At 61.9% G+C, this 26,251-nt stretch carries 21 protein-coding genes and 2 pseudogenes; 6 read left to right on the top strand and 17 right to left on the bottom strand.

What is annotated here, in order from left to right; genetic code table 11:
* Positions 1-186: 186 nt before the first annotated feature.
* On the top strand, positions 187-1,077 hold the full coding sequence (locus EHO01S_RS00625; RefSeq protein WP_024522136.1) for a hypothetical protein: 891 nt from the start codon (positions 187-189) through the stop codon (positions 1,075-1,077).
* Positions 1,078-1,232: 155 nt separating this feature from the next.
* Here EHO01S_RS00625 and EHO01S_RS00620 read toward each other — a convergent pair whose 3' ends face one another.
* From EHO01S_RS00620 to EHO01S_RS00600, 5 genes are read right to left on the bottom strand one after another with little or no spacing between them, the layout of a single operon-like run.
* The gene (locus tag EHO01S_RS00620) at positions 1,233-3,422 is read right to left on the bottom strand and encodes a glycoside hydrolase family 2 protein (protein WP_024522135.1); all 2,190 of its coding nucleotides are present in this window, start codon (positions 3,420-3,422) and stop codon (positions 1,233-1,235) included.
* 20 nt (positions 3,423-3,442) lie between these two features.
* On the bottom strand, positions 3,443-4,825 hold the full coding sequence (locus EHO01S_RS17305) for a DUF3131 domain-containing protein (protein WP_035370150.1): 1,383 nt from the start codon (positions 4,823-4,825) through the stop codon (positions 3,443-3,445).
* The gene (locus EHO01S_RS00610) at positions 4,810-6,387 is read right to left on the bottom strand and encodes a DUF3131 domain-containing protein (RefSeq protein ID WP_024522134.1); all 1,578 of its coding nucleotides are present in this window, start codon (positions 6,385-6,387) and stop codon (positions 4,810-4,812) included. The genes EHO01S_RS17305 and EHO01S_RS00610 overlap by 16 nt, the downstream gene beginning before the upstream one ends.
* Positions 6,388-6,404: 17 nt before the next feature.
* Positions 6,405-7,760, bottom strand: coding sequence for a DUF3131 domain-containing protein (locus EHO01S_RS00605; RefSeq protein ID WP_024522133.1), 1,356 nt, complete (start codon positions 7,758-7,760; stop codon positions 6,405-6,407).
* Between the two features lies 1 nt (position 7,761).
* Positions 7,762-9,600, bottom strand: a complete 1,839-nt coding sequence (locus EHO01S_RS00600) for a glycosyltransferase (protein WP_024522132.1) — start codon at positions 9,598-9,600, stop codon at positions 7,762-7,764.
* Between the two features lie 228 nt (positions 9,601-9,828).
* Between EHO01S_RS00600 and opgC the strand changes: the two genes are divergently transcribed.
* Positions 9,829-11,043, top strand: coding sequence for an OpgC domain-containing protein (gene opgC / locus EHO01S_RS00595; RefSeq protein ID WP_051355182.1), 1,215 nt, complete (start codon positions 9,829-9,831; stop codon positions 11,041-11,043).
* Positions 11,044-11,181: 138 nt separating this feature from the next.
* A pseudogene (locus EHO01S_RS00590) lies at positions 11,182-11,907 on the top strand (substrate-binding domain-containing protein); the annotation flags it as partial.
* On the opposite strand, the gene EHO01S_RS18030 reads toward EHO01S_RS00590, so the two are convergent.
* From EHO01S_RS18030 to EHO01S_RS00565, 5 genes and pseudogenes are all read right to left on the bottom strand, one after another.
* Complete coding sequence (locus EHO01S_RS18030) at positions 11,855-12,658, bottom strand: ABC transporter ATP-binding protein (RefSeq protein ID WP_024522129.1); 804 nt, start codon at positions 12,656-12,658, stop codon at positions 11,855-11,857. The pseudogene EHO01S_RS00590 and the gene EHO01S_RS18030 sit on opposite strands and share 53 nt — an antisense overlap.
* Complete coding sequence (locus tag EHO01S_RS00580; RefSeq protein ID WP_024522128.1) at positions 12,643-13,662, bottom strand: FecCD family ABC transporter permease; 1,020 nt, start codon at positions 13,660-13,662, stop codon at positions 12,643-12,645. Before EHO01S_RS00580 ends, EHO01S_RS18030 begins: the two co-directional genes overlap by 16 nt.
* Positions 13,652-14,704 (bottom strand): ABC transporter substrate-binding protein, encoded by a 1,053-nt coding sequence (locus EHO01S_RS00575; RefSeq protein WP_024522127.1) that lies wholly within the window; start codon positions 14,702-14,704, stop codon positions 13,652-13,654. The genes EHO01S_RS00580 and EHO01S_RS00575 overlap by 11 nt, the downstream gene beginning before the upstream one ends.
* A gap of 172 nt (positions 14,705-14,876) precedes the next feature.
* A complete protein-coding gene (locus EHO01S_RS00570; RefSeq protein ID WP_024522126.1) occupies positions 14,877-16,019 on the bottom strand; it encodes a trans-sulfuration enzyme family protein in 1,143 nt (380 codons plus the stop codon).
* A gap of 23 nt (positions 16,020-16,042) precedes the next feature.
* A pseudogene (locus tag EHO01S_RS00565) lies at positions 16,043-17,002 on the bottom strand (PLP-dependent cysteine synthase family protein); the annotation flags it as partial.
* Positions 17,003-17,213: 211 nt separating this feature from the next.
* Between EHO01S_RS00565 and copM the strand changes: the two are divergent.
* Positions 17,214-17,597: a CopM family metallochaperone gene (gene copM / locus EHO01S_RS00560; RefSeq protein WP_024522124.1), complete on the top strand. Its 384-nt coding sequence runs from the start codon at positions 17,214-17,216 to the stop codon at positions 17,595-17,597.
* Positions 17,598-17,708: 111 nt separating this feature from the next.
* Here copM and rcnR read toward each other — a convergent pair whose 3' ends face one another.
* The gene (gene rcnR / locus EHO01S_RS00555) at positions 17,709-17,981 is read right to left on the bottom strand and encodes a Ni(II)/Co(II)-binding transcriptional repressor RcnR (protein ID WP_024522123.1); all 273 of its coding nucleotides are present in this window, start codon (positions 17,979-17,981) and stop codon (positions 17,709-17,711) included.
* A 120-nt stretch (positions 17,982-18,101) separates the two neighbouring features.
* On the opposite strand from rcnR, the gene EHO01S_RS00550 reads away from it, so the two are divergent.
* Entirely contained in the window at positions 18,102-19,199 is a 1,098-nt protein-coding gene (locus tag EHO01S_RS00550; RefSeq protein ID WP_024522122.1) for a nickel/cobalt efflux transporter, read from the top strand.
* 53 nt (positions 19,200-19,252) lie between these two features.
* On the opposite strand, the gene EHO01S_RS00545 is transcribed toward EHO01S_RS00550, so the two are convergent.
* The 5 genes from EHO01S_RS00545 to ltnD form a co-directional block, all read right to left on the bottom strand.
* Positions 19,253-20,623, bottom strand: coding sequence for a GntP family transporter (locus tag EHO01S_RS00545; RefSeq protein WP_024522121.1), 1,371 nt, complete (start codon positions 20,621-20,623; stop codon positions 19,253-19,255).
* 73 nt (positions 20,624-20,696) lie between these two features.
* Positions 20,697-21,473 (bottom strand): HPr family phosphocarrier protein, encoded by a 777-nt coding sequence (locus EHO01S_RS00540; protein WP_024522120.1) that lies wholly within the window; start codon positions 21,471-21,473, stop codon positions 20,697-20,699.
* A gap of 2 nt (positions 21,474-21,475) precedes the next feature.
* Positions 21,476-22,114, bottom strand: a complete 639-nt coding sequence (gene otnC, locus EHO01S_RS00535; protein ID WP_024522119.1) for a 3-oxo-tetronate 4-phosphate decarboxylase — start codon at positions 22,112-22,114, stop codon at positions 21,476-21,478.
* Positions 22,111-23,370 carry a 3-oxo-tetronate kinase gene (otnK, locus tag EHO01S_RS00530; RefSeq protein ID WP_024522118.1) on the bottom strand — a complete coding sequence of 420 codons (1,260 nt, stop codon included), beginning with the start codon at positions 23,368-23,370 and terminating at the stop codon, positions 22,111-22,113. Before otnK ends, otnC begins: the two co-directional genes overlap by 4 nt.
* A complete protein-coding gene (gene ltnD, locus EHO01S_RS00525) occupies positions 23,367-24,287 on the bottom strand; it encodes an L-threonate dehydrogenase (protein WP_024522117.1) in 921 nt (306 codons plus the stop codon). The genes otnK and ltnD overlap by 4 nt, the downstream gene beginning before the upstream one ends.
* Before the next feature lie 203 nt (positions 24,288-24,490).
* On the opposite strand from ltnD, the gene ygbI reads away from it, so the two are divergent.
* A complete protein-coding gene (ygbI, locus tag EHO01S_RS00520; protein ID WP_024522116.1) occupies positions 24,491-25,270 on the top strand; it encodes a DNA-binding transcriptional repressor YgbI in 780 nt (259 codons plus the stop codon).
* A 31-nt stretch (positions 25,271-25,301) separates the two neighbouring features.
* On the opposite strand, the gene EHO01S_RS00515 is transcribed toward ygbI, so the two are convergent.
* Positions 25,302-26,246, bottom strand: a complete 945-nt coding sequence (locus EHO01S_RS00515; RefSeq protein ID WP_024522115.1) for a transferrin-binding protein-like solute binding protein — start codon at positions 26,244-26,246, stop codon at positions 25,302-25,304.
* Positions 26,247-26,251: the final 5 nt, after the last annotated feature.

The raw sequence follows: 26,251 nt of genomic DNA, 5'->3' as shown, positions 1-26,251 counted from the left end.
GTGTCGCAGTGTTAACCAAAAAGACCTCGCCATGGGATTATCTTGCGCCGATTGTTAGCCGTGGATGTTGCTAGGTTAAGGTGATGATGAGAGGGTAATTTTATTGTTGCTAGAGTGGTGAGCAGCCAAAATGTTATCTATCCTTAGTGCAAGGATCGCGACGGCGCATCGATGTCGGATAACACCATGGATAAGCAAGTTTATTGCAGCGTAACTGCACTATTGTTATTAGTCGCTAGCCCCTTACCGCTGCGGGGAGAAACGGCAGACGCGGCGCAACCCCCGGTCAAGATTTTTACTACCCCTTGGGCGCGTCTCTTCTCTGGTAGCGAGGCGCGTTTTTCTACTGCCTTGACCTATAGTACTCCGCTTGCTCATCAATGGCTCAATCTGCCGCTGAATAGTGAGCAGAGCGAGATGCGCAATATCGTCAATCAGCGCATGTTGGCCAGCTTTCAGTATTCACCGTTAAGTTATTTCTTCGCTAATATGACGGTGCGCGTACCGCTACAGCATCTTAACCGCTATCGACCGGATTTTGTTTATAGCGTCGGTTATGATGACTGGCATCCCGGCACCTTTAGTTTGGTCTACAGTAACTACGGTGATAATAATCATTTTTATCCTCAACAGGGACAACGTCGCACCAATATCGAACAAGGTACCATTACCGCGGCCTATAAATTTTCTCTCCCAGACAGCTGGAATCAACATCTACTGATCTTTCCACAAGATAGCCTGACTTGTCAGCTGGGATATAGTTATGGTCCGCGCTACTACTCCCTTCAGGATAACCAGATGAAGCGGGGAAAAAGCGCCTTATTGGGCAGCTGTGGCTATACCTTAAAACAGCATTTTTTCTTCCGCCTCTCCGCCTTTTATTATCCGGACAGTGCCCAACAGCAGCCGTGGGACTCCGATTACAACTACAGCTTTGGCTATGTTTCCGGCTATCAACCAGGGGATCTCTCCATCTCCTATGGTAACTACAGCGGGACGCGTTATCCCTGGCGCAGCGATCGCAACGCCAACTTCCGCCAAGGCACCATCAACCTGAGTTGGACGCTTCCGTTCTAAGATGAGCGCCTACCGTGGCGTTTGCCTCAGGACGCCACGGTGTCGCCGCGTGCCTATGCGGGCACGCTAGCCTGCGTCCGGTGCGATGTGTCCCGGTGCGCCAGCGCGCGCCATCCGGCCCTGGCTAGGCGGAGCGCCGTCTAGCCAGGGCTGCCTTAGGGGGCCGCCACCTCGAAGCGATAGCTGTTTTCGCCCAGAGTCTTGCCATGCGCATCATACAGGGTGGCGTATAGCCACAGATCCTGACGGTCGCGCGGCGTCGCCTGGATCTGGCGTAGCTTTTGCCCACTGTCGGCCGGCAGGTCGAAGGTCAGCTCGCCTTGTTGTAGGCTGACGCCTCCCTGACGCAGTTGCCAGACCAAGCGGCTGCCGGGATGGGCTCGCCAGGTATCGTTGATCGCCCACAGGGCAACGTGTCCCGGTTGAGCGACGCGCCAGGTGAGGGTGAGCGGTTCGATGGACGGCAGGATCGGCTGGAAGGCGCGCTGTAGGGCGAAGTAACCCGGTTTCGGTTGGCGGCTATAGTCCACCACGGCCCAGTTGATGGAGGGCCAGCTCTCGCTGAACATGAACTGCATCAGGGTTGTAACCGGGCGGAAACGCTGCCGGCGATAGCTTTCGCCGGCCAGTTGGATGATGCGTGCCTGATTCTGCTGTGTGTTAACGATAAAACTCGCCAGATCCTTTCCCCGGCGGAGTCCGGCCAGGCCGAAGGCATTACTTGGTTGGAAGTTGTGATACATCCAGACGCGCCAGGCGGGATCGCGGGGATCGGTGCTGGCCGGCCAACGCTCGGCGGGCGGGATGATGGTCATCAGGGTCGGCAGCGCGGGTAGCGCCTGGGCGCCGAATTCGGTGATGATCGGGCGATAGGCGGGCTTTAAGACGTCGCTGATCTTGCCGAAGTACCAGCCTTGCCAGAAGTGCTCGTCGACCCGCGACCAGGGGTGTAGGCCGCGGGAAGTATCTTGCCCCAACGCCGCGGCGACCCGCTGGGCGAGCTGGCGGTTGAGGTTAGGCTGCCAGTCGGCGAACAGCTCCTTCATCCAGGGGGCGTTGAACGGCGGCTCATTCTGTCCCACCCAGACGATGATGGCGGGATGGGAGCCGAACTGACGCACCAGCGCCGTGGCCTGGCGGGCGGCCTCATTCGCGAACGCCGTCGAGTCGTCATAGCCCCATTGTAGCGGCATGTCCTGCCACAGCATCATGCCCAGCTCGTCGGCCTGGCGGTAGAGGGCTTGGCCTGCTACATGGGCGTGGATGCGTACCGTGTTGATATGGGCACGTTTCATCATGAGTAGGTCACGGCGATAGTCGGCGGCCGTGACCTGACCGAGCCAGGGGGAGGCGATGTAGTTGGTACCGCGCAGGAAGATACGTTTGCCGTTGATATACCAGGCTTGGCTCGCCGCATCTTGCCGGAGTTGACGGATGCCCGTGACCTGTTGCGCGCTGTCCATTTCGCCGTGCTCGTCGTTGAGGGCGACACGCACCTGATATAACGCTGGGTAGCCATGGCCGTCCGGCCACCAGCGGGTGACGCGCGGCAATGCCATCTCTGTCTCGATGACGCCGTCGCGTTTCAGGGTCAGCGGGAGCGTCAGGCGGTAGTGCCGACCGACGAAGTTATAGGGGATCATGCGCAGCGTGAGGGTGGCGGGCATGCGCGTCTGGGCACGATAGTCCAGGCGCAGATTGAGCTTAGCGTGACGACCATCGGATGAGAAGCGCGGGGTTAGGAGGAGATTGTCGATGGCGGCACGCCGGCTGATCTTCAGGCGTACGGGTTGCCAGATCCCGCCCGAGTTGGCGTCTTGCCCCTGCGGCGACCAGGCGCCGCCGGGACGGGTGTCATGCTGGTTTAACACCCCCTTGATGAGTTGTTTGTGTAACGGCCAGACTTTGCCGAAGGGCTCGAAGGGACTGTCGACGCGAACCAGCAGGCGGTTATGGCGCTGTAGTGCCTCGCCCGTGTCCAAGGCGAAGCGCTGAAAGTAGCCCTGATGGGCGCCGAGATAACGGCGGTTGAGCCAGACATCGGCGCGGTAATCAACGCCGTTAAAGATCAGGGTGACCATGCGATCGGCGGCCAAGGCAGGCAGGGTGAATTCGCGTTGATACCAGAGTGCGCCCTGGTGATCCAGTCCCTGGCTATACCAGTTGGCAGGCACCCGTAGGCGTCGCCAGGCGCTATCCGGCGGGGGGAGACGCGCGAGGCTGTCGAAGGGCGGATTAGCGTCGTGTACCCGCCACGTTCCATCCAGACTCAAGGTTTGTGCACCGCCGGTCAGTGGGGCGAGGGCGAGCAGCAGTAGATACGGGTAGCGCAGGCAACGCGGCATGGCGACTCCTTGGCGTAACGTTAGCGCCCTTCCTGGGGCAGGCAATGGCGTGGCCAGTTCACCGGCTCACGCAGCAGAATATCCAGATACCCCGTAGTCACCGCGAGGCGGGGGATCAGCGGGCCATTGTTGGCCTTATACAACAGCGCCTCCAGCACCATGGCATTGGTGGTGAGGGTTAACGCCGGATTGTATTGCGCGTTATGCTCGAAACGGCCCTCATACCAACCGCGTTGCGCGTCGTAAGGGAAGCGGCCCAACTGCATGAGCGCATCGGTATAGGGACTGTCCCACAGTACCCACAGGCCGAATACCGCGCGGGTGGCGATCAGCGCCAGCTCGGGGCGATATTGCCCCTCTTCGCTGACAACGTTCCAGGGATAGCCGTTAGCGAAGAGACTGTTATCGATACGCCATGGCGCCTGGTTGAGTACATAGTTGGCGCGCGCAGTAAGAACGCCCTGGCTCTGCCAGCGCCAGGCTTGGGCCTGGTATACCGCCTGGGCGCGTTGGCGCAAATCGCTCAGCGAGAGGGCGGCCTTACCCGGCGGTGTCCAGTTGAACTCTAGCCCGGCCAGCAGGTAGGGGGTGCTATCGACGCTTAGGTTACCGCCGCCCAGGCGCGGGTCGCGTGTACCGACGTCGATCTGAGTAGGGCCGATGATGATGCGCTTATAGGGGGGCGCCGCGCTGCGCCTGGCGTCGAAGCCCCAGAGTCCCAGGACGGCGGCGGCGTACTGGCTCTGCGCCACGTCGCTGATGGGGTGCGTCTGCCAGCGCCCGTCGCGCCGTTCACCGTCCAACACCTGTCCCTGGGGATCGAGCAGGGGGCAGAAGTTCCAGCCGAGGAGTAGGCGATCGATAAACTCACCGTACTGCGGGGCCGCGAGGCCGACCAAGCGCAGGCCAAGCAACAGACGTGCGATGCCGGTGGCCGACCAGCCGTCGGCGGCGGGCTGGCGTGCCGCGTTGACCGGCGTGAGTCGCTGCGTGTCATAGTAGCGGTTAGGCAGTCCCGGCTCGGTGAGCGGCAGACGGCTGAGTGTGGCGAGCAGGGGAGAGAGGCGCCGGTCAAACTCCGCCTCATTTATCAATGCTAGACGCCGGGCGGCGACCAGTGCTACCAGGGTATCGCCGATCTGACCGCTGCTGATCACCGGGTAGTTGTCCTGACCATTAACCAGCGCGCTGGCGGCTTGGCTATTATTCTGGAAATAACGCCAAGCGATGGCGGCCCAGCGTTGCTCCTCGCTGCTGAGGGCGCCTAAACGTCCGGCATGGTGCCAGCCGCCTTGGCGCAAGTAGCGCCAGGCGTTATCCAGTTGGCCTAAGCCGCCCGGCCACAGCCCGACGGCCAGTGCCAGTACGCTGATGATGGCGAGAGCGATTAGGGTTTTAAGCATGAGGCGCTGACCGGCGGCAGAGAGATCGGGGCGTCCAGGGTGCATCGGGCACACTGGCTATTCGGACAGGCCGGCGCATGGCGCAGGGCGATCCCTTGCTGTTTACACCAGCTGGTTTGCTTGGGCGTGGCGGCGAGGAAGGGGCGGTTGCGCGCGCTGTTGCTCTCGTCAAAGGCATTCAGCAGGGTTTTCTCCCACAGTGATGGCGGCGGGGTGTTGGCGTCGCCCCCGCCCGCCGCGCGCGGCGGCAACAGGTTACCTTGTTGCTTAAACAGGAGTGCCTCCAACATGATCCCGTTGTTATTGGCGGTGAACTCCTTGATTGGGCCACTGCCGTTCTCGTATAACCCTTCGTAAAAGCCTTTGTTGCCGTCGTTGGCGTTTTCCAGGCTGTTGAACAGCAGATCGGTGTAAGGCGACTGCCATAACGCCCACATCCCCAGCGCCGCCTTTAGCGAAACGGCGGCGTCTTCGGGGGTATAGACGCCTTTATCGGTGAGGGTGTTCCAGGCATAGCCATCGGAGAAGACCGTGTCATAGACGAAATAGGGCGCTCGGTCCAATTGGTGTTCGGTGCGGGCGGTCACGATGCCGGCGACTTGGTAACGGTTCTCCTGCGCCTGATAGACCCGGTTGGCGAAGTCATGCATCCACGGGTGGGTTTCTGCGCCGTCACCTGTCGCTGGGACACTGGCCTTATTCCAGCCTAACTCCATGCCATACAATACGTAAGGCTCGCTGGTGACATAGTTATGCTGCTGCGTCGGGCGCGGATCGCGTGCGTCGTAGGGCACCAGGACGCAATAGATATCGGCCAGTTGATAGGGTTCGGGGCGGGAGGCCTGGCAGGTATTGAAGCCCCACAGTTGGAAGCCGGCGGCGGCGTACTCCTCATACCCCAGACGCCCCTCCTGCACGTACATCGGTTGGTTTTTGCCGTCTAATAGGGCGCCGTACAGCGTGCCGCAGGGATCGACGATATGGCTGAAGTCCCAGCGCAACACCAGGTTATCGATGTCATTGGCGTACTCCGGGTAGCGCTCTTTGACGATCTTCAGCCAGATCAGTAGGCGCCCCAGATCCAGGGCGGAGAAGCCGATCTCGCCTGGCTGGTTGATATAGTTCACCTTCTGCGCGGTGATGGTGTTGTAGGCCTTGTTCGGCGCCTGATTCTGGAACAGCGCCAGGTTATTCAGTGTCGCCAGCAGTTTGATCATCCGTTGATCGAATTCGCTTTTATTCACCAGACCCAACTCGCGGGCCGCAACCAGCGCCGCGAGGTAAGAGGCGGTATCCCACATGGTGGTGGAGGGGTAAGCGTTCGCCGCGTTCACTAGGCCGGTGGTCGGCTGGTAGTTAGTGACGAAGTACGCCCAGGCTTTTTGCGCTACCGCCTTCTCCTGTGGTGTTAATGCGCCGTGGCGCGCCGGGTAGCCGGCGGCTGGCAACTCGCTCAGGCTGGCGGCCTGAGCGTTGGGCGCCAGAAGCGCCAGCAGTAGTGCCAGCCACAGCCCGCCGAGTAGGCGTAAGGGAGAGGCGGCGTTTGAGGTTGGCAGTGACATAGGCATTCCTTATCGCATCATGGCGTCGGCTCGCCCGTCGGGCGGTTAGCACGCGTTGCATCGGGGGACTGGCAGTAGGCGCACAACAGTGGCCCCTGTATCTGGTATAGCAGACTTTCTAAGATCAGTGCGTTACTCGTGGCACTGATGATCGGGCTGGCGCTACCGTCGAGACGCACGCCGTCACGCCAACCTCGTCCGGGAACGAACAGTGTCTGAGCCTGTTGGCGTAAGGTCGCGCTCCATGGCAAAGCCAATAGCGCGTCCCAAGCGAACGCGGTTTGGGTTGAGAGTTGCAGCACTGCCCCCTGCGGGCCAGGGGCGCCGCTGAGCGGCGAGGGCGCGCTCCCTTCGCGGGCGTCGAATATAAAATGTTTACCCGTATCGGGGTTATAACGGCTCTGTTGCGCCTGGAAGATGCGCCAGGTCACCGCCGCATTGTCCAGGCTAAAGCCGTACTCCAACGCCGCCAACAGGTAGGGCGCCATCACGATCAGCGGATGGCGGGTTGCGCGCAGTGTGATCACCTCATCATATGGGAGCGCCAGCGTATCATTTTGTTCATCCTCGGTGAGGATGACCCCATTGACATCAATGGTACGTTGCCCACGCAGCGGTTGTTGCAGGATGATGCCCGCGCTGGGGGTGAGGCCGCTCAAGGCCGATTGCAGATACAGACGATAGCCTAGCCCCTCCTCGCCCGGGCGACTGATCAGTTGCCAACGCGGGGTTGCGCGCAAGGCATAGGGGGCATAAGGGCGCTGCTGAAATAACGCGCTCAGCTGCCAAGCGGAGAGCAGGCGGGTGATCGCTGCGCCGTGTTCGGGGTAGTGGTTACGGCAGGCCTGTAATGCGCTGAGCAGGCGGCCGATATCGGCCGCAGACCAGGTGATGCCAGCCTCATCCTGTTGCGGATAGGGCGCGAGGGTGGTGCTGTGATAGTACTGCCAAGGTAGGCGTCGTGGCGCGAGGGGCAAGGCGTGTAATGCTTGTAGCGTCGCAGTAAGACGGCGATCCAACTCGGCGCGGCCGATGATCCCCAATCGCTCGGCGGCCAGGGTCGCCATCAGTTGATCGCCGATGCTCCACAGGCTGACATAGGGCTGCCGATCCAGGGCGTTGACCAGGCCACTCTGTTGGGTGTTATTGACAAAGTACTGCCAGGCGATACGTGCGTCGATCGCCTGCTGAAAGCTGAGTGCGCGTGCCGCAGGCAGTGCGGGGAAATCCGTGCCGAGGTTTTGGGGCGTGAGCGGAATGACAGGGGGCGGCTGATGGCGCTCGACATAGAGTACGATGCCCAATGCCAATAGGAAGCCGCACAGGGTGGCGATGTAGCTTCTGGCTCGGAGTAAATTGGTCGATAGTGCCATCTCAGCACTCCCTGCTGTCAGCAGCGTCGGCTTCGCTATCATGGGCCGGCGGTTGCCAGAGCGCGGCGAGGATCATCGGCATCATTGCCAGGATGTTCATCACGCACCAGAAGATATTGATAATATAGCCTGAAGGATCGGTGATATTACCCCAGGCCAGTTGCAGGGCGCCCCAGCCCAAGGCGATCAACGTCAAGATGACGATGGCCAGCTGCGGTTTGACCAACATCAAGAAGTTACCCTGTTGACGCTCCTTCGGGGTGACGCGAAAACGGATCGTCTCTCCACGTAGGACATTATCCAGCGCGCGCAGGTTCATGGAGAACAGCGCCAGATAAGAGGCCTTGCCGCTCCAGGCCGAGATCCCCCAGGTGCCGAACATGAACGCCAGTTCACTGAGTACGATGTAGGGGACGAAGTGCAGGTAGAACGACGTGGAATAGGTGGACAACGGCGGAATGCCGCTAAACAGGTAGATCAACGGGGCAATGAGGAAGAGCAGGTTCCAGGTGCAGGCCAGATAAGACCAGAAGGTGGTGCCATACAGGAGCTTCTGTGCCCAGGAGAGGCGCAGTTGACGACTGAATAAGACCTCGTCGTGCAGCAAGATGTCCAGCGAGCCGGCGGCATACTTGAAGCGCTGGATCATCCAGGTCTGTAGATCTTGCGGCGACAGCATCTTGGACTCGATCTGCGGGTGCATCACTGAGCGCCAAGGATGTTCAATGTCACCGTGCAACATGATGGAGGTGTAGATATCCTCGGAGACATGGAAGCGATAGGGCATCAACTCCATGTCATAGGCGACGTGTGGCAGCATGGCTTGTTGCAGATCTTGTCGTAGCTGCGGGTTGGCGATGTCGTCGGTGTAGCGGGCGATCTCGCTCTCGATGTCCAAGGCGTATTGGCGCAGCGCGGTCTGCATGATGGCCTCGCGCCGGTGGATCGAGGCGGCGCCGCAACAAAAGGAGGCATAGGCGCGGTTACGCCGCCGTTGAATGATGTCGTAGAACATCTGCGGATCGTTGAGAAAGGGATCTTCGCCGACCTGGATCGGCCCGACCAGACACTCGATGGCGCGTCCCAGCCATTGGCCCAGCCGTCCGCCCCGTCGCGCCAGCCAGCGGGGCAGCGGGGTTCCTTGCGCCAGATCGTAGAACCACTGTGGCGTCTGTACCCAGGCGACCTTGGGATCGCGGAAGTAGCCCAAGGTGTGGCTTAACAGGGTGGGAAACACCCGGGTGTCGGCGTCGCAGATGACGATAAAGTCGCCGTCGGTCTGCTCGATGCCGTTGCGCAGATTGCCGGCCTTGAAGCCGATATTGGTGTCGCGCGTCAGGTAGTTCACGCCTTCTTGGACGGCGACCTGGCGCATCGTCTCGCGCCGGCCATCGTCCAGCACGTGGATTCGGTAATCGAGGGGATGGGGGTAGACCATCTGTTTCGCGTCCTGAATGGAGAGGCGCACCAGCTCAGGATCTTCGGAGTAGGTGGCGATGAACAGATCGACCTTGAGGGGGCGTGGCAGCAAGCCGTCCGTCTGGCCCAGGCATTGGCGAATGTCGTCAGGCGCGGGCTGTGGCTCGGGGTCACGGGGTTGCCAGAGGTTGAAGGTAAACAGGCAGGTGCCGATATAGGCCAGGGTTTCGGCCAGTGCCAGCGGGACGGCGTACCACAGCGCCTCATAATTGAGCGAGTCCATCCAGCGCCAGCGAATGTAGTTCGCACCGAGCAGTAAGGCGGCGATGATCAGCATCTGCCAGAGAAAGACGATTGCCGGATGATGATCGAGGGGGGCGGGAGGACGCCGTTTCTCAAATGGAGAAAAATAAAAATACATGGCAGTCTCCCTGGCTCCACGTGACGGCGATCTCACTGATAGTAATCAGTGTAGCGCAGGCGCGTAAGGCGGCAAGAAAACGGCATCAATCTGGCTTTAAGCCAAGATTCAATGGATTACCCTCTCTCTCCGCCGGCGAGGATTTGGCGTTTTAGCCTGACTGTTTCTACACTGCAAGAGGAGTGGCCGACGGGGCCTCGGCGTAGAATGGGCGGTAGGATGAGGCGGATGGCGTGGTGGCGCGGACGCAAACGGGAGGGGGCCGATCGGCTGCGGCGTTGGCGCTATGTGGCGCAGGGGCCGCGCGATCTACGCATCGACTTTATGCGGGGGATCGCCCTGTTGCTGATGATCGTCACCCACGTGGAAATCATCTCCGGTTTTAACCTGGTTACCTCGGAGCGTTTTGGCTTTACCACCGGCGCCGAGATTTTCGTCATCTTATCCGGTTTTGTCCTCGGCCAGACCAAACGGCGCCAGTTACAACATCAGGATATGGTAACCGTCGCCTATTCGCTGCTGCGCCGCGCCGCCACCCTGTATGGGGTCAATCTGACGATCATTGTCTCGATACTTGCGCTGAGCCAACTGCCTTGGTTGAATACTTTCGAGGTGACCCATTTCGTCCAGCGCCACGACGAGATCCCCTATGCCCTGTATCCCATCGCCGCGCAGACGCGCGAGGCGTGGCTCAATCAGATCCTGTTCCTCCAGATTGGGCCGCAACAGACGCAGATCCTCGGGCTCTATTTCTATCTGCTGCTGCTGACGCCGCTGGTGGTCTGGTTACTGCATCGGCGTCAGGTCGGCCTCCTGTTTGTCATCTCGCTGGAGATTTACATTGCTTATCAGTTGCATCCTCTCGACCTCACCAGCGCGCAGTTTGAGTATGCTTTTCCGCTTCTGGCTTGGCAGTTTATTTATGTGTTGGGCATGATGTGTGGTTGGTATAAGAGCGAACTGCAATCGCTGGCCAAGACCCCGCTTGGACAACGCGTCATCAGGCTGATGGTCTCCATCGCACTCTTGCTGATGTTCGTGGTGCAAAACAATACCAATCCCTTTATTCCGGCCCGCTTCTTTTTACACCTGATCCCCGACTACCGTTTCGATTACATCAACAACGTGTGGGCGGCGAAAAATACCTTAGGTCTACTGCGCGTGATCAACGACGCCTGTTTGTTGCTCACGCTGTATCTGCTGCTCGGCGCGTTGTGGCGTCCGCTGAATGAACTGTGCGGCTGGTTTTTTATCCGCCTGGGGCAGAACTCGCTCTATGTCTTTATCTTGCATCTGTATGTGGTGCTGGCGATCAGCCAGTGGGTCAGATTCGGGCTGTGGCAGCACGCTTGGCTGAGTCATACCTTGATCCATGCGCTGGCGCTGTTGATCCTATGGCTGCTGGCGCGCTTTGGTATTCTGCGGCGCATCGTACCGAACTAAGGCTGCCCGGGGGCGCGGTGTGCTTCTTTACGTGACGTTGTCACCTGATGGCGACGTGCAGGTAAGAGGTCGTTTGCCTCGCCTCACGCGTCGAGCGGCGTAGAATGGCGGCATGACGTGTATGATGAAGAAGGGACAATGATGGAACCGAGGATCACCGTATTGGCGGCCGGTAGTCTGCGCGCCGCCTTTACACCGTTAATCGCGGCATTTACCCGCCAAACGGGCCTAGCGGTCGCGCTGCATTATGGCCCGGCCGGGCTATTGCGCGAACGTATCCTGGCCGGCGAACCGTGCAGCCTGTTTGCCTCGGCAGATCGCCGCAATGCTCAGTGGTTGATCGAGGCTGGAGTGGCCCAAGCGTGTTTCCCTCTGGCCGCGAATCGACTGATGCTGAGCGCCCGCGCTACGCTGTGCGCACCGGGCGATGACTGGCTGACGCTGTTGCGTCAACCGACGCTGCGCGTGGCGACCTCGACACCATACTGTGATCCCGCAGGTGACTATGCCTGGCAGTTTTTTGCGCGTCTGGAACAGGGCGAGCCGGGCTTGGGGGCGGCGTTACGGCAACGGGCGCAGCCTTTGGTCGGTGGCCGTACCGGGGTGACGATTCCGCCCGGTGAGTGCGCCGCCGCCTGGCTGATTCGCCAAGGCGTGGCCGATCTGTTCATCGGCTATGCCCATTATGCCCGACAACTGGTGCAGGCCACGGATTTGCGACTGTTGCCGATACCCGAACCTTGGAATGTGGCGTGCGACTACCAACTGGCGCGGCTGGCGAGCGATAGCGCCAGCCAGCGACTGTCCCGCTTTATACTGGGCGAGACGGGGCAGATGTATCTGCGGCGGGCGGGCTTTCTGCCGCCACGCGGCGAAGCGCAAACTGGGGGGCCAGCAGCGGCGTGTCAAACTCCGCGAGATGGATCTTGCGCACCGTGATGCCATAGGCGCGCCGTAGCGGCGCCTCCTGCAAGATAGATTCAGTCGTACCGGCCAGCCACTGCCTATCGGGGAGTAGCAGCAGCACATGGCTGGCGACCTGCTGCACATGCAGCGGGTCATGGCTGCTAAAGAGGAGGGTGTGGCCTTGACGTTGCGCCAGATCGGTGAGGAGTTGCAGTACGCGCTGCTGGTTGGCGAGATCTAAGGCGGAGCAGGGCTCATCTAACAGAATATTTTGCCCGGCGCTGGCCAGCGCGCGGGCGATCATCACCAACTGTTGCTGACCGCCGGAGAGCGTTGGAAAAGGTCGTTCAGCCAGATCGGCGATCCCGAGTTGTGTCAGCGCCGCCATCACTCGGCGTCGATCGTCGGCACTCGGTTGGGCGAATAGGGCGACATGACGCGCGCGTCCCATTAAGACAATATCGGCGACCCGCCAGGCGAAGGCGGGGCGGAAGTGCTGCGGCACCAGGCTGATGCCCTGCGCGATATGCATGGCACCGCCTAAGGGAGAAAGGAGACCGCTCAGGGTAGCGAGTAGTGCGCTCTTGCCGCGTCCATTAGCGCCGAGAATAGCCCAGATTTCACCGGGGGCGCACTGTAGGGTCAACGGGCGAAACAGCGGATGACGGTAACCGAATTCGAGTGCCTCAAGGCTCAGAGAAGGTGGCATGCAGACCTCCGGGGCCGACTATGACGGATCAGTAATAGGGTAAACAGGGGGGCGCCCAATAGGGCGGTGAGGATGCCGATGGGTAACTCCGCCACGGTCAGGGTGCGCGCCAGATCGTCCACGATGATCATAAATCCGCCGCCTAGCCAGAAGGCACAGGGGAGGAGATGGCGATGGTCGGGCCCGACCAGTAGGCGCGCCAGATGGGGAATAACCAGGCCGACCCAGGCGATGCTGCCGCTGACGGCGACCTGTGCCGCGACCAACAAGGCACAACACGCCAGAATGGCGCGCCGTAGCGGGACCACGGCCACGCCCAGCGCCTGGGCATCCTTTTCGTCTAGCGCTAACAGATTGACGCGCCAGCGCAGCTTGAACAGAACTAACGCAGCGCCACAGACGGGAAGCGCGAGCAGCGTCACCTTGTGCCAATTGGCGGTGGCGAAGCTCCCCAGCAGCCAGAAGATGATGTTGGGTAATATCTCATCGCTATCGGCGAGGTACTGGATCAGGCTGACCAGGGCGGCGAAAAAACCACTGAGGATGATGCCGGAGAGGATCAATACCAGCGTATTCTCCCGCCCTTGGAGCGCGGCGATGCCGTAGATCAGCATCAGCGCCAGTAGGCCGCAGCCGAAGGTCGATGCCATCATCGCCAGTGGCGAGATGCCCAGCAGGATCGCCAGGGCACCGCCGAAGGCCGAGCCCGAGGTGACGCCGATGATGTGAGGATCGACCAGGAGATTATGGAACACGCCCTGGAGCGTGGCACCGGCCAAACCAAGGGCACCGCCCGCCAGCAGCGCCATCACCAGACGGGGAAGTCTAACCGACCAGACGATCTGCTGGGCGATGGGATGCATTTCTCCACCGTCGCCCAACAGCGCCACGATCTGCGATGGGGTGAGCGGATAGCGTCCGATCCCCAGGGAGAACAGGAGCAACAGCAATGTCAGTAGCATCAGGGCAGCTAGCCAGGCGCGGCAACGACGTTCACTGTGCATCGGGCTGCCAGTCGGTGCGGTAGAAGCGCTGATAATAACGTTGCGCCTCGGCGTTCACGTCGACGTGGGGGTAACGCTGTGGGTAGAGCTGGTGGGCGATCCACAACTCCCCGACGGCCAGTGCCTCCGGCATCGGGTAGCCCCAGGCCTTGGCATACTCCGGCATCAGCCAGACGCGTTGGTGTTTGACCGCGTCGATGGACTGCCACTGCGGATCGTGCAGGATTTGCCGCACCACCTGTGGGAAGCGTGACTGCACCAGGATCACCTGGGGATCCCACGCCAGCACCTGCTCCAGGGTCACTTGCCGCGCGCCCTTGATGCTGGCGGCGGCGACATTCAATGCCCCGGCATGATGCAGCATTAGCCCCGTATATTTACCTGCGCCGTAGGTGTAGAGATCCGGATTGGCGATGTATACCCGTACGCGTTGCGTCGCGGGAATGTCGGCGACGGCGGCGTTAAACTTCTCTCGCTGACGAAAGGTGTAATCGATCAGGGCCTCGGCCCGTGTCTGATGACCCGTGATCTCGCCGATAAGACGAATGCCTTGTTTCAGTCCCTGGTTGTAACTTTGCTCCTCATCGCGCAGGGTTGGGTTCATCTTGTTCCGTTCGCTCTGGGCATCCGCACGCAAGGAGATCGCCACCACCGGGATTCCAGCCTGTTCGATCTGCTGGATCATGGCGGCCGGCGCATAGTTGGCGACGAAGACCACCTGTGGGCGTAGCGCCAGCAGGCTCTCGATGTTGACCTGGGTCAGGTCGCCCGGGGTTGGAAGCCGCTCGATGCCGGGCATCAGTCGGGCGAAGCCGGGGCCGAGTTGTTTCTGCCAACTGGCGAGCACGCCAACGATCTGCGGCGCGGCGTCGAGTTGTAGCAGCAGGTTGAGGGTCTGATGCTGTAGCACGACGATGCGTTGAATGTGGTCGGGCAAGGTGACCTGGCGGCCGAGTTGATCGGTCACGCTACGTGCGGCTTGGGCAAGGGGAAGAACGAGTAAACAGAGGGATAGTAGGAATAGACGTCGTAGCGTCGCCATAGGATCTCCATCTCGCAAGCGTAGCGGTATTATCGTTGTGTATCTGAATATACAGCGACTCGCGATTTAACGGTAGTGAAATCTGGAGCGACGGGTGCCAGGACGCCGCCCCCAGCGATGCCAAGGCGCGGCGTCCTGGCGGGGAGCGGCGACGGGCGATTTACGGCGGCGCTCAGTCGAGCGCGTGTGCCAGATCCGCTTGCAGATCGTCGACATCTTCGATGCCGACGGAAAGACGTAGCAGTTGCGGCACGATGCCGCGCGCCAGGCGCTGTTCCAACGGCAGTGAGGCATGAGTCATGCTGAAGGGTTGGCAGATCAGGCTTTCGATTCCACCCAGACTCTCCGCCAGGGTAAACAGGCGTAAGCGGGCGAGCCGTGCGCCGATCTGCGACGCCTCCTCCCGCAGCAGGCAGCTGATGATCCCGCCGGGGAGCGCCATCTGGCGTTGGGCCAATGCATAGTGAGGGTGGCTTGCCAGTCCAGGATAATAGACCCGTTCGATGCGAGGGTGACGTTCTAGCCAGTGCGCCAGTTGGCTGGCGTTAGCGCTGTGACGCTCCATGCGCAGCGCCAGGGTGCGAATACCGCGTAGTGTCAGGAAACTCGCGAAGGGGTCGAGCACCGCCCCGAGCGCGTTTTGCAGGTAGGCCAGACGTTCGGCCAACGCCGCATTCTCGCCGACCACCGCCGCGCCGGCCAGCACGTCGGAGTGACCGTTGAGGTATTTGGTGGCGGAGTGGACGACGATGTCGAAGCCTGCCGCTAACGGGCGTTGTAGCGCCGGCGAGGCGAAGGTGTTATCGGCGACGCTGAGCAGGCCGTGGCGGCGAGCCAGAGCGGCGATGGCTGACAGATCGGCCAGTTTCAATAACGGATTGGTTGGCGTCTCGACCCAGATCATCCGTGTCTGCGGCCGTATGGCGGCCGCGATCCCCGCCAGATCGTCGGGACTCACCCAACTGACCTGTAGTCCGGCGCTGCGCTGGCGCACGCCTTCCAGCAGACGCCAGGTTCCACCGTAGACATCGTCCAGGGCGATGATGTGGCTGCCGCAGTTCAGCAACTCCAGCACCGTGGCGATGGCCGCCAGCCCGGAGGCGAAGGCATAGCCCTGGCGCCCTCCCTCCAACTCGGCGAGCGCCCGTTCTAGCGCCTGGCGCGTGGGGTTGCCGCTGCGGGTATATTCGAAGCCGCGGTGCTCCCCCGGGGCGCGTTGGGCGAAGGTCGAGGTGGCGTAGATCGGCGGCATCACGGCGCCGAAGTTATCATCATGGCTGCCGCTGTGTACGCTCTGGGTGGCGAATCGGTTCATGGCGTCTCCTTAACAAATCATGCCAGTTGATGCTGGCTAAGCCACGGGTCGTTGAACATCGTCGAGAGATACTTGTTGCCGCTGTCGCAGGCGAACGTTACCACGCGCTGTGGCGTCGTTTGGGCGCGGCAGTAACGTAACGCGGCGGCCAGCAGGGTACCGGTGGAGGAGCCGGCTAGGACGCCTTCGTGCGTCAATAGGGCGCGCGCGCAGGCGATCGCCTCGCTATCGGGGATGCGGTAGACCTGACTGATGGTCGCGCGCTTCATCAACGGCGGAACGAAGTCCTCGCCGATCCCTTCGACCAGCCAGCTGCCTGCCTGTGCATGCTGCCCAAACTGCACCGCGTCCGCCAGGATCGAGCCGCAGGGATCGGCCAGGATAAAGCGGGTCTGCGGCGCGTGACGGGCGAAGAATTGCTGTAGGCCGTTGAGAGTGCCGCCGGAGCCGACGCCGACCACGATAGCGTCGATCTGGCCGTCGCATTGGCGCCACAGTTCGAGCGCGGTGGTCTGCGCATGGGCCGCCGGGTTGGCCGGGTTGTTGAACTGATCGATGTAGAAGCTACCCGGGAGGTTTTCAGCCAGGCGTCGGGCGTAATCTTGGTAATACTCGGGATGTCCCTTGCCGACATCCGAGCGTGTCAGGCGGACATCGACCTGCAAAGCGCGTAGATGAGTGATCTTTTCTTGGCTCATCTTGTCCGGTACCACGAGGATTAAGGCGTATCCGCGCTGTATGGCGATGAGCGCCAGTCCCAGGCCGGTATTGCCGGCGCTGGCCTCGATGATGGTACCGCCCGGGCGGAGTTCGCCGCGGCGTTCGGCCTCGTTGATCATCGAGAGCGCCACGCGGTCCTTGATCGAGCCGCCGGGGTTGTGGTTTTCCAACTTGAGTAACAGCTCGCAGCGCCCACTATCCAGGCGTTGCAGGCGCAACAGCGGCGTATTGCCGATGAGGTCGAGCAGGGAATGGGTGATCATCGTCGCACTCCGGTCATCAGGAATGAGCGGATGGTAGTCCTGCCTGAACTGGATATAAAAGAATAAAAAGTAAACTAATAGAATAAAAAAGAATATGACGCTCTCACCGAGATGCTTGACCCTCCCCTTAGGGGAAGCTGTAGAGTCACAAGTCCAGCTTATGCAGTAAGTGGTTCTCAGTAAAATGGTTCTCAATCAAGAGGAGTCGGGTATGAAGAAACTCACCGTAGTTGGCGCACTGGTATTGGCTGCTTGCGCAACGTCGGCTGTCGCCGCCACGCTGCCTGCCGCCCAAGCCGAGACGATGCATCAAGAGCTGAATAGCGCGATGAACGGAATGCATGAGTCGATGATGAAGGGAATGATGAGCAACGATGCCGATGTGGCTTTCGCCGCCGGGATGATCCCCCACCATATTGGCGCCGTCGAGATGGCGAAAATCGAACTGAAATATGGCACCGATCCGCAGATGCGCAAACTGGCTAAAGACATTATCGCAGCACAAGATAAAGAGATTAAAGAGATGAAGGCCTGGCTGGCCGCGCACCCGGATCAGGGCGCGCAGACTGGTGAGAACGCACACAATATGCATTGATGCGCGGCGTGCCATGCACGCTCGTGCCGTGTCGCAGGCGTATTCACGGATACGCCTGCTCGCTTTAGCGGAGCGGTTTCGCCTGCGGCAGCAGCTCAGGCCGCAGTCGATTCACTTAATATATGAATCCAGCACGTTGAGCACTACCGCCAGATCCTGTTCGCGCTTCTCCTCATCGCACTGATGCACAATATGCTCGGTAAGATGCCCCTTGATCACCTCACGCATCAGCCCATTGACCGCCCCGCGAATCGCGGCGATCTGCTGTAACACCGCTGCACACTCATGTGGCTGATCCAGCATGTTTTTTAATCCATTGAGTTGTCCTTGGATCTTATTGACACGTGTCTGTAGGCTCTTTTTATCGCGGGTAGTGTGTGACATAAGCGTCCTCCGATAACCCCAGTGAAGCCGGACTATAACACCCCCACATACTCGGGGGTAGTATTCGATACTGGGGGGGAGTAGAATGCGGCCACCGTTTGATAAGTAAGAATCATTAGCATGGACACCTTTACCTCTCTGTTACACCAGGGTAATGCCTGGTGGTTTATCCCCAGCGCGATCCTGTTGGGGATCCTCCACGGCTTGGAGCCAGGCCATTCCAAGACGATGATGGCGGCCTTTATCATTGCGATTAAGGGCACGGTACGTCAGGCCGTGATGCTGGGGTTGGCGGCGACACTGTCGCATACCGCCGTGGTCTGGCTGATCGCCTTAGGCGGCATCTTCCTGAGCCAACGTTTTACTGCGCAGTCGGTCGAGCCCTGGTTGCAGCTGATCTCGGCCGGGGTGATCCTGGCGACGGCGTGTTGGATGTTTTTACGTACCTGGCGAGGGGAGCGTGGTTGGTTCGCACAACACCATCACCATGCACATGATCATCAGCAGTATCACTCTCTCGCCAGCGATACCGGCCGCTTACGCCTGGCTATCCGGGATGAGGCGCGGGGAGCCTACTTCCAGCTTCGCGCCGAGACGGGGACGTTACGGCCCGTCGATGAGATCCGCTTGCTGGTCACACGCGAGGCGGGGCAGGACGAATCGTATAGCTTCCGCGCCTGTGCGGACGGCTACCAATCCGTCGAGGCGATCCCGGAGCCGCATAGCTTTGATGTCCGTTTGCTGCTGGGGCCCTGCGGGGCGCAGCAGAGCCTGTCCTGTGCCTTTCATGAAGCGGAGGAGCACCATCACCATCATGACGTGGGCGGTGAGGCTTACCAGGATGCGCACGCCAAGGCGCATGCGGATGCGATCCAGCGGCGTTTCGCCGGTCAGCGCTCGGTGAGTAACGGGCAAATCATCCTGTTTGGGCTGACTGGTGGCTTGATCCCCTGTCCGGCGGCGATCACCATTCTGTTGATCTGCATTCAGCTTAAGGCGATCGCCCTGGGGGCGACGATGGTGCTCTGTTTCAGCCTCGGGCTGGCCATCACCCTGGTGGCGGTCGGTGTCGCTGCCGCCGTGAGTATCCGCCAGGCGAGCCGGCGTTGGCCAGGCTTCGAGACGCTGGCGGCGAAGGCGCCTTACGCCTCTAGCGTGCTGATCGGCGTAGTAGGGATTTACATGGGGCTACAGGGTTATTGGGGACTGGTGGGCTAAGCGTCGGCTCTCCAAGCCGCTTCCCCGCCGTAGTGACCGCCCACAGCGGCGCATCACATGCCGATAGCCAGCCCGATCCCGTAGATGATGATAAACCCGCTGAAGCCGAGTAGGGTGGTCAGCAGCGTCCAGCTTTTCAGACCGTCGGCCACCGACAGTCCAAGATAGCGGGTGACGATCCAGAACCCCGAGTCGTTGATGTGCGATGCGCCCAGTCCGCCGAAGCAGGCGGCCAGGGTGAGTAGCACACGCGGTAGTGGATCGAGCCCGGCGGCGGCCTCCGCCAACAGGCCGGCGGTGGTCAGGATGGCGACGGTCGCCGACCCCTGCGAGGCGCGCAGCACCAGTGAAATGATGAAGGCAGCGGGCAGCAGCGGCAGTGCCATGGCGTGTAGCGTAGTGGCCAGGGCACCGCCGACGCCGGACTCGACGAGCACCCGGCCAAAGACGCCGCCGGCGCCGGTCACTAGGATCACGACCGCCGCCGTCGGCAGCGCGCTGCCCATGACGTCGCCGGTATGCGGCAGACTCCAGCCGCGGCGTAGCGCCAGCAGCCAAAAGGCCAGCAGCAGAGCTATCATCAGCGCTGTGGCCGGGGCGCCCAGCAGCTGTAGCGTCCCGTGCAGGGGGTGATCGACCGCCATCAGCGTCGCCGAGACGGTGCCGATCATGATTAACCCGATGGGCACCACGATGAGCCCGACGATCAGTGTGGCGCTCGGTGGATTGATACGCTCGGACTGCGCTGGGGCGCCGCCTGCGGCGGCGGGGGTGAGCTGCATCTGCTCCAGCACCTCGATGGAGAGCGCGTAGCGGCGCCGGCTGATCCGCTTGGCCGCGTAGTAGCCGATGACGCCCAACGGCATGGACACCGCCAGACCGATAAGCGTCAGCCAGCCGACGTCCGCCGCCAGCAACCCGGCGGCGGCGACCGGCCCAGGATGGGGTGGTAGCGCCACGTGTACCGTTAGCATCACCGCAGCCACCGGCAGGCCGAAGGTGAGCGGCGATGTCCGGGCGACCTTGGCAAAGCCGTAGATGATGGGGGCCAGGATGATAAAGCCGACGTCAAAGAATACCGGGATCCCGAGGAAAAAGGTCGCCAGCGTCAGGGCGGCGACGGTGCGGCTCGGCCCCAGACGGCGACTGAAGCCGTTGGCCAGCGACTCTGCGCCGCCGGAGCGCTCGACCATTTTGCCCAGCATGGCGCCCAGGCCGATGATCATGGTGACCGAGCCGAGGACACCTCCCATGCCGGCGATCATCACCTTGGTGACCTCGCCGGGCGGGATACCGCTGGCTAGCGCGACGAGCAAGCTGACCAGCAGCAGGGCGACAAAGGGCTGTACCCGCAGACGGATGACCAGCCACAGTAACAGGAGCACCCCGAGCAGGGCGATGGAGAGTAGCGCGATAGTTGGCATGCTGTCGGCCTCCAGTGGTGATGGCCGCGCGGCGACGGCCGGTGGGCGGGGATCGATACCCCGCGGGGCGCGGTTAGCGCAGGGCGTTGAGCCAGCTCAGCCCGGAGAGCGTCTCGGCGCGCGGGGTATATTCACAGCCGACCCAGCCCGTGTAACCCACCTGATCTAGCAGGTTAAAAAGCCACGGGTAGCTAATCTCTCCCTCGTCCGGCTCGTGGCGATCGGGCACCGAGGCGATCTGGACGTGACCATAGCGTCCGGCATAGTCCCGGATCAGTTGGGTTAAGTTGCCGTCGACCCGCTGGGCGTGGAAGAGATCCAGTTGAATGGCGAGGTTGGGGCGATCCACCTCATCGACGATCGCCAGTGCCTGGTACTGACTGGAAAACAGATAGCCGGGTTTGACGCTGGGACTGAGGGCTTCCACCAGGATCTGTTTGCCGTGCTCGGCGAAGCGGTCGGCGGCATAGCGCAGGTTGCGAATAAACACCCGTCGGCAGTCGGCTGGGCGCTCACCCGGCGGAATGACGCCCGCCATGACATGGACTCGCTGACACGCCAGCGCCTGTGCATAGCTCAGCGCGAGATCGATGTCGGCGCGGGCGGCGGCCTCGGCCCCTGGCAGCGCGCTCCGCCCCCACTGCCCCGCGTTCGTGTCGCCCGGTGGGGTATTGAACAGCGCCAGGGTCAGACGGTGGTCGTCCAGCAGGCGACGGAGATCGGCCGCCGGATACCCGTAGGGGAACAGGAACTCCACGGCGTGAAACCCCGCCTGAGCGGCGGCGGCAAAGCGTGTTGTAAAAGGGTATTCACAGAACATCGTTGATAGATTGGCGGCAAAACGCGGCATGATCAGCTCCTCAGCTGGGCGATGTGCTCAGCGCTCAGATAGCGGATGGGGTGACGGGCCAGAATGAAAACCAGCCTGGCTGTCGCTTCAAGCTCTTCGGCGTTGTTAACGGCCTCCTGCAAGCTGTCGCCATAGGTCACGACGCCATGGTTAGCCAGCAGAAAGGCGCGGTGGCCGGAGGCCAGCGCGGCCAGCGCATCGGCCAGTCGGGCGTCACCGGGGCGGTGGTAAGGCACCACGGGGACATCCCCCACCCGCATTACCAGGTAAGGGGTAATGGGGCGGATGGCGTTGCGTGGATCCAAGCCCTCCAGGCAGGAGAGGGCGGTACACCAGGGGCTGTGCAGGTGGACGACGGCCTGGCAGCGCGGGCTGTTCCGGTATAGGGCCAAATGGAAAGGCAGCTCCTTGGTGGGCTTGTCGCCGTCGAGCCATACGCCGTCGGCGCGTAGGTGCGACAGACGCTGCGCTGACAGCTGCCCCAGCGAGGCGCCGGTGGGCGTCGCGAGCAGGCTGCCGTCTGCCAGGCGCAGCGACAAGTTGCCGGCGGCACCGGTGGCGTAGCCGCGCTGAAACAGCGAGGCGGCGAGCTGAACCATCTCAGTGCGCTGGGTCTGCATGGCGTCTGTGCTCTGTGTCATACGGGAAACGCCGACTGAGCATGGCTAAAGAACGCCTCGGTGCCGAAGTTGCCGGACTTCAGCGCCAGCGAAAGGGGTTTATTCAGCGCGTTGACCCATGGCACGCCGGGGGCGATGCTGGGCCCGATGTAAAAACCGCTAACGCCGAGCGCCTGGGAGACCGCCCCGGCGGTCTCCCCCCCTGCGACGATGAAGCGCACGATCCCGCCGGCGGCGAGGCGTTCGCTCAACGCGGAGAACAGCGCCTCTACCGCCTGGCTGGCGCGTGGCCCGTACTGGGCGTGGATCTGCGTTAGCTGCGGTACGGGTACTGTGGCGCTGATCAGCGGCGCTGCGTCGGCGGCGGGCTGCGCCAGTGCCCACTCGCTTAGCTCATCGGCGTAGCGCTGGCGCGCCGCCAGCGTCAGGCAGCGGTCGACCTCGATCTGTCGCCAGGGGGCGCGAGTGGCGTAGTGCGCTACCTGGCGCTGGGTCATAGCGGAGCAGGAGCCGGAGAGCACGATGGCCCGTCCGTTGCGTGGATAGCCGGCGCTGTGTGGCGCGGCCGTGCGGTGAGCCCAGCGGCGCGCCAGCCCGATAGCCAGCCCAGATGCGCCGGTGAGTAGCGCCAGATCCGCCACCGCCTCGCCCTGAATATGCAGGTGGTGCTCCTCGGTGGCGTCCAGCACCGCATAGCGGTAACCCTCTTGGCGCAGGGCCGCCAGAGCCTGACGTGTTGCGTCGGCGCCGCGCGCCAGCGTCTGTAGCGGGATCACGGCGCAGCGCCCGCTGGCCTGGGCCTCCATCAGCCGGGGCAGGTAGCTGTCACGCATCGGATTCAGCGGGTGGTGGCGCATGCTGGACTCCGCCAGTAGCCTATCCATCACAAAGAGATAGCCCTGGTAGACGGTGCGCCCGTTGATCGGCAGCGCCGGAGAGAGGACGGTGAAGGGAAGCCGTAGGGCTTGCATCAGCGCGTCGGTGACCGGGCCAATATTGCCCTGCGCGCTGCTGTCGAAGGTGGAGCAGTATTTATAGTAGAACTGATGGCAACCCTGGCGCTGTAGCCACGCCAGCGCCCGTAGCGCCTGGGCGATCGCCTGGTGGGGCGGGCAGGCGCGGATCTTCAGGCTGATGACCAGCGCCCGGCACATCGGCGGTGCCTCCTGCGACGGTACGCCGTTAAACTGTACCGTGGCGACGCCGTTTTCCACCAGAAAGCTGGCGATATCCGTGGCGCCGGTGAAATCGTCGGCGATGACGCCCAGATGGATCATGGGGCCTCCTTGACGTCTACGCCCGGCAGGGGAATACCCGCGAAGATCTTGATCACCGCGCTGTCGTCCTCTCGCCCAAATCCGGCGTTGCTGGCGGCGGTAAACATGGTCAGGGCGGTCGAGGCCAGCGGCAGCGGAAAGCGCAGGGCGCTGGCCGTTTCGGCGACCAGGGTGAGATCCTTGACGAAGATATCGACCGCCGAGCGCGGCCGGTAATCGCCCGCCACAACGTGGCACATGCGGTTTTCAAACATCCAGGAGTTGCCCGCCGCATGGGTGACGATTTGGTACATCTGTTCCAGCGGTATCCCGGCGCGCGCCGCCAGCGCCATGGCCTCCGCGGCGGCGGCAATGTGTACGCCAGCCAGCAACTGGTGGATGATCTTGACCGTGGCGCCCAGGCCGATGTCGTCGCCCAGGGAATAGACCGTGGAGGCGATGGCGTCCAGCAGCGGCTGAAGGCGGGAGAAGGCCTGCTCGCTGCCGGCGGCCATCACGGTCAGCTCACCGGCTTGGGCCTTGAGCGCGCCGCCGGAGACCGGGGCATCCAGCGTCTCCAGATCATAGGCCGCTAGGGCGGTGGCGATCTCGCGGGCATCGGCGGCGGAAAGGGTGGTGGAGAGCATCACCGCCGTGCCGGGACGCAGGTGACGCGCGAGGCCATTCTGTCCCAGCAGTACCGCTTTGGCCTGCGCAGCGTTGACGACCAGGATCAGCGCCGCGTCCAGCTGCGCAGCAAAGTCGACGGCGCTGGCCGCGACATCGCGCCCGCCATACCGCAGCAGCGCCTGGCGGGCGTCGGGATCGATATCAGCGCCATAGGTGATCAGTCCGGCGTCGATACAGGCGCGCGCGGCGCCCATTCCCATCGCGCCGAGCCCCACTACGCCAACCCGGTAGGCTGTCGTCGTTGCCATGGTGTCCTCCACGTTACTTAAAGTTAGTTTATGTTATTTTGTGTGAATAATAGGCATGATTTCGCGCAATGACCGTGCCTATTCTCACAAATATTCACATTCTCGTGATTATTTGTGAGAGCGTGCGCTAGCGATGCCAGCCCGGCTACACTGCGGTAAGATAATTGGCGTAAAATCGGCACAAACAGACTAAGGAGGTAGCGGTGATCCCGGCAGAACGGCGACAGATGATCCTCAGCATCGTGGCGGAGAAAGGGGTAGTAAGCATCGCGGAGTTGACCCGTCGTATGCAGGTTTCGCATATGACCGTGCGGCGGGATGTGCAGAAGCTGGAGGCACAGGGGGCGGTGGTGGCGGTATCCGGCGGGGTTCAGTCGCCGACACGCCTGGCCCAGGAGCCCTCACATCAGGCCAAGACGGCTATGGCGGAGCGGCAGAAGCAGGCCATTGGTCAGTTGGCGGCTGGCCGGGTCGCCGCGGGCAGCTGTATCTATCTGGATGCGGGTACCACGACGCTGAGCATCGCCCGACAGCTGACGGCGGTAGCCGATCTGACGGTGGTGACCAATGACTTCGTGATCGCCGATTTTCTGATGGATCACGGCAGTTGCACAATTATTCACACCGGCGGCGCGGTGTGCCGGGAGAACCGCTCCTGCACTGGCGAGGCGGCGGCGGCAATGCTACGTAATGTGATTATCGATCAGGCCTTTATTTCGGCCTCCTCCTGGAGCCTGCGCGGCATTACCACCCCCGATGAGGCGAAGGTGTGTGTGAAGCGCGCGGTGGCGCAGGCCAGCCGTCAGCGGGTATTGGTGTGTGACTCGACGAAATATGGCCAGATAGCGACCTGGTTGGCCCTACCTCTGGCACAGTTTGAGCTGATCATCAGTGACGATGGGCTGCCGGAGGCGGCGGTAAGGGCGATGGCTCGGGCGGAGATCCCCCTGGAACTGGCGCGTGTCGCCGATGGGGAGGCATAGGGCATGACGGTGTCGCCATGCCCAGGCCGGATCAGTTGCGCTTGACCCGCTGTGCGCCGAAGACGCCGCCGCGCTCTACGCTATAGTCATCGATAAATTTGACCTCGCCAGCGGCGACCTCGCCCTCTTTGCCATAGAAGCCGCCGATCAGGTGGCCGTTAACCGCGTTACGCTGCGCGTCGACATGGCGCAGTCTGGCGCCGAAGGTTCCCTCTTCGCTCACGGTATTGTCACCATCGTCCCGGATAACGTAGTCGATATCGCGGGCTAGACCGGTGCCCTTGATATCGCCGGTGATCTTATTGTCCTGATAGTGCAGGCGGATAGCGGCCTCACGCGGGATATCGAAGTGGTTATAAAACAGGGTGCCCACATAGTCCGCTTGAGTTTCAGGACGGTGCCTTTCGCTGGCATTGACCGCGTAGACCAGGCTGGTGGTTGTTTGATCCTGCTCGCTTTCATCCTGCGCCGTCTCGCGGTGGGTATAGGTGTGCACATGGCCATAGTAACCCGCCAGGTTGCCATCGGCATCGCGCAGCGTCAGGACTTTCTGATCGTTAATGACGCGGCTATCTTTTTCATGGTGCTGGGTGATGGGCGTGACGTCGATAGCGATATCGGTTCCTTCCACCTTAACGGTGAACTCACTGTCGGGGCTGAGTGCGTTAAAACCGTATATATTGATGGCGTCGTGGCGGCCGATCTCCCGCAGTTGCGCCTGGTATACTGTGCCTTGCTCACCGAAGGCGGCGGCCGGGGGGGCGGCAGGGGGCGTCGCGGGTGGAACGCCGGGTGCCGTCGGCGCGGGTGCGAGAGGCTGGGCGGCGGGAGCCGTCGCTGCGAGCGGTTGGGGGACAGGTGCCGCCGGCGCGATGGCCTGCGCTGACGCGGCATCGCCACCAGCGCCACCGCCGCCGCAGGCGGTCAACAGCGTAGAAGATAAGAGTAAGAAGAGTGCGCTATAGCGAGGTTGCATAGTTA

Source organism: Edwardsiella hoshinae NBRC 105699 = ATCC 33379 (assembly GCF_000474215.1).
Taxonomy (GTDB): domain Bacteria; phylum Pseudomonadota; class Gammaproteobacteria; order Enterobacterales; family Enterobacteriaceae; genus Edwardsiella; species Edwardsiella hoshinae.
Note: the sequence above shows the minus strand (reverse complement) of the source record. Positions and strands in the feature narration are given on the sequence as shown.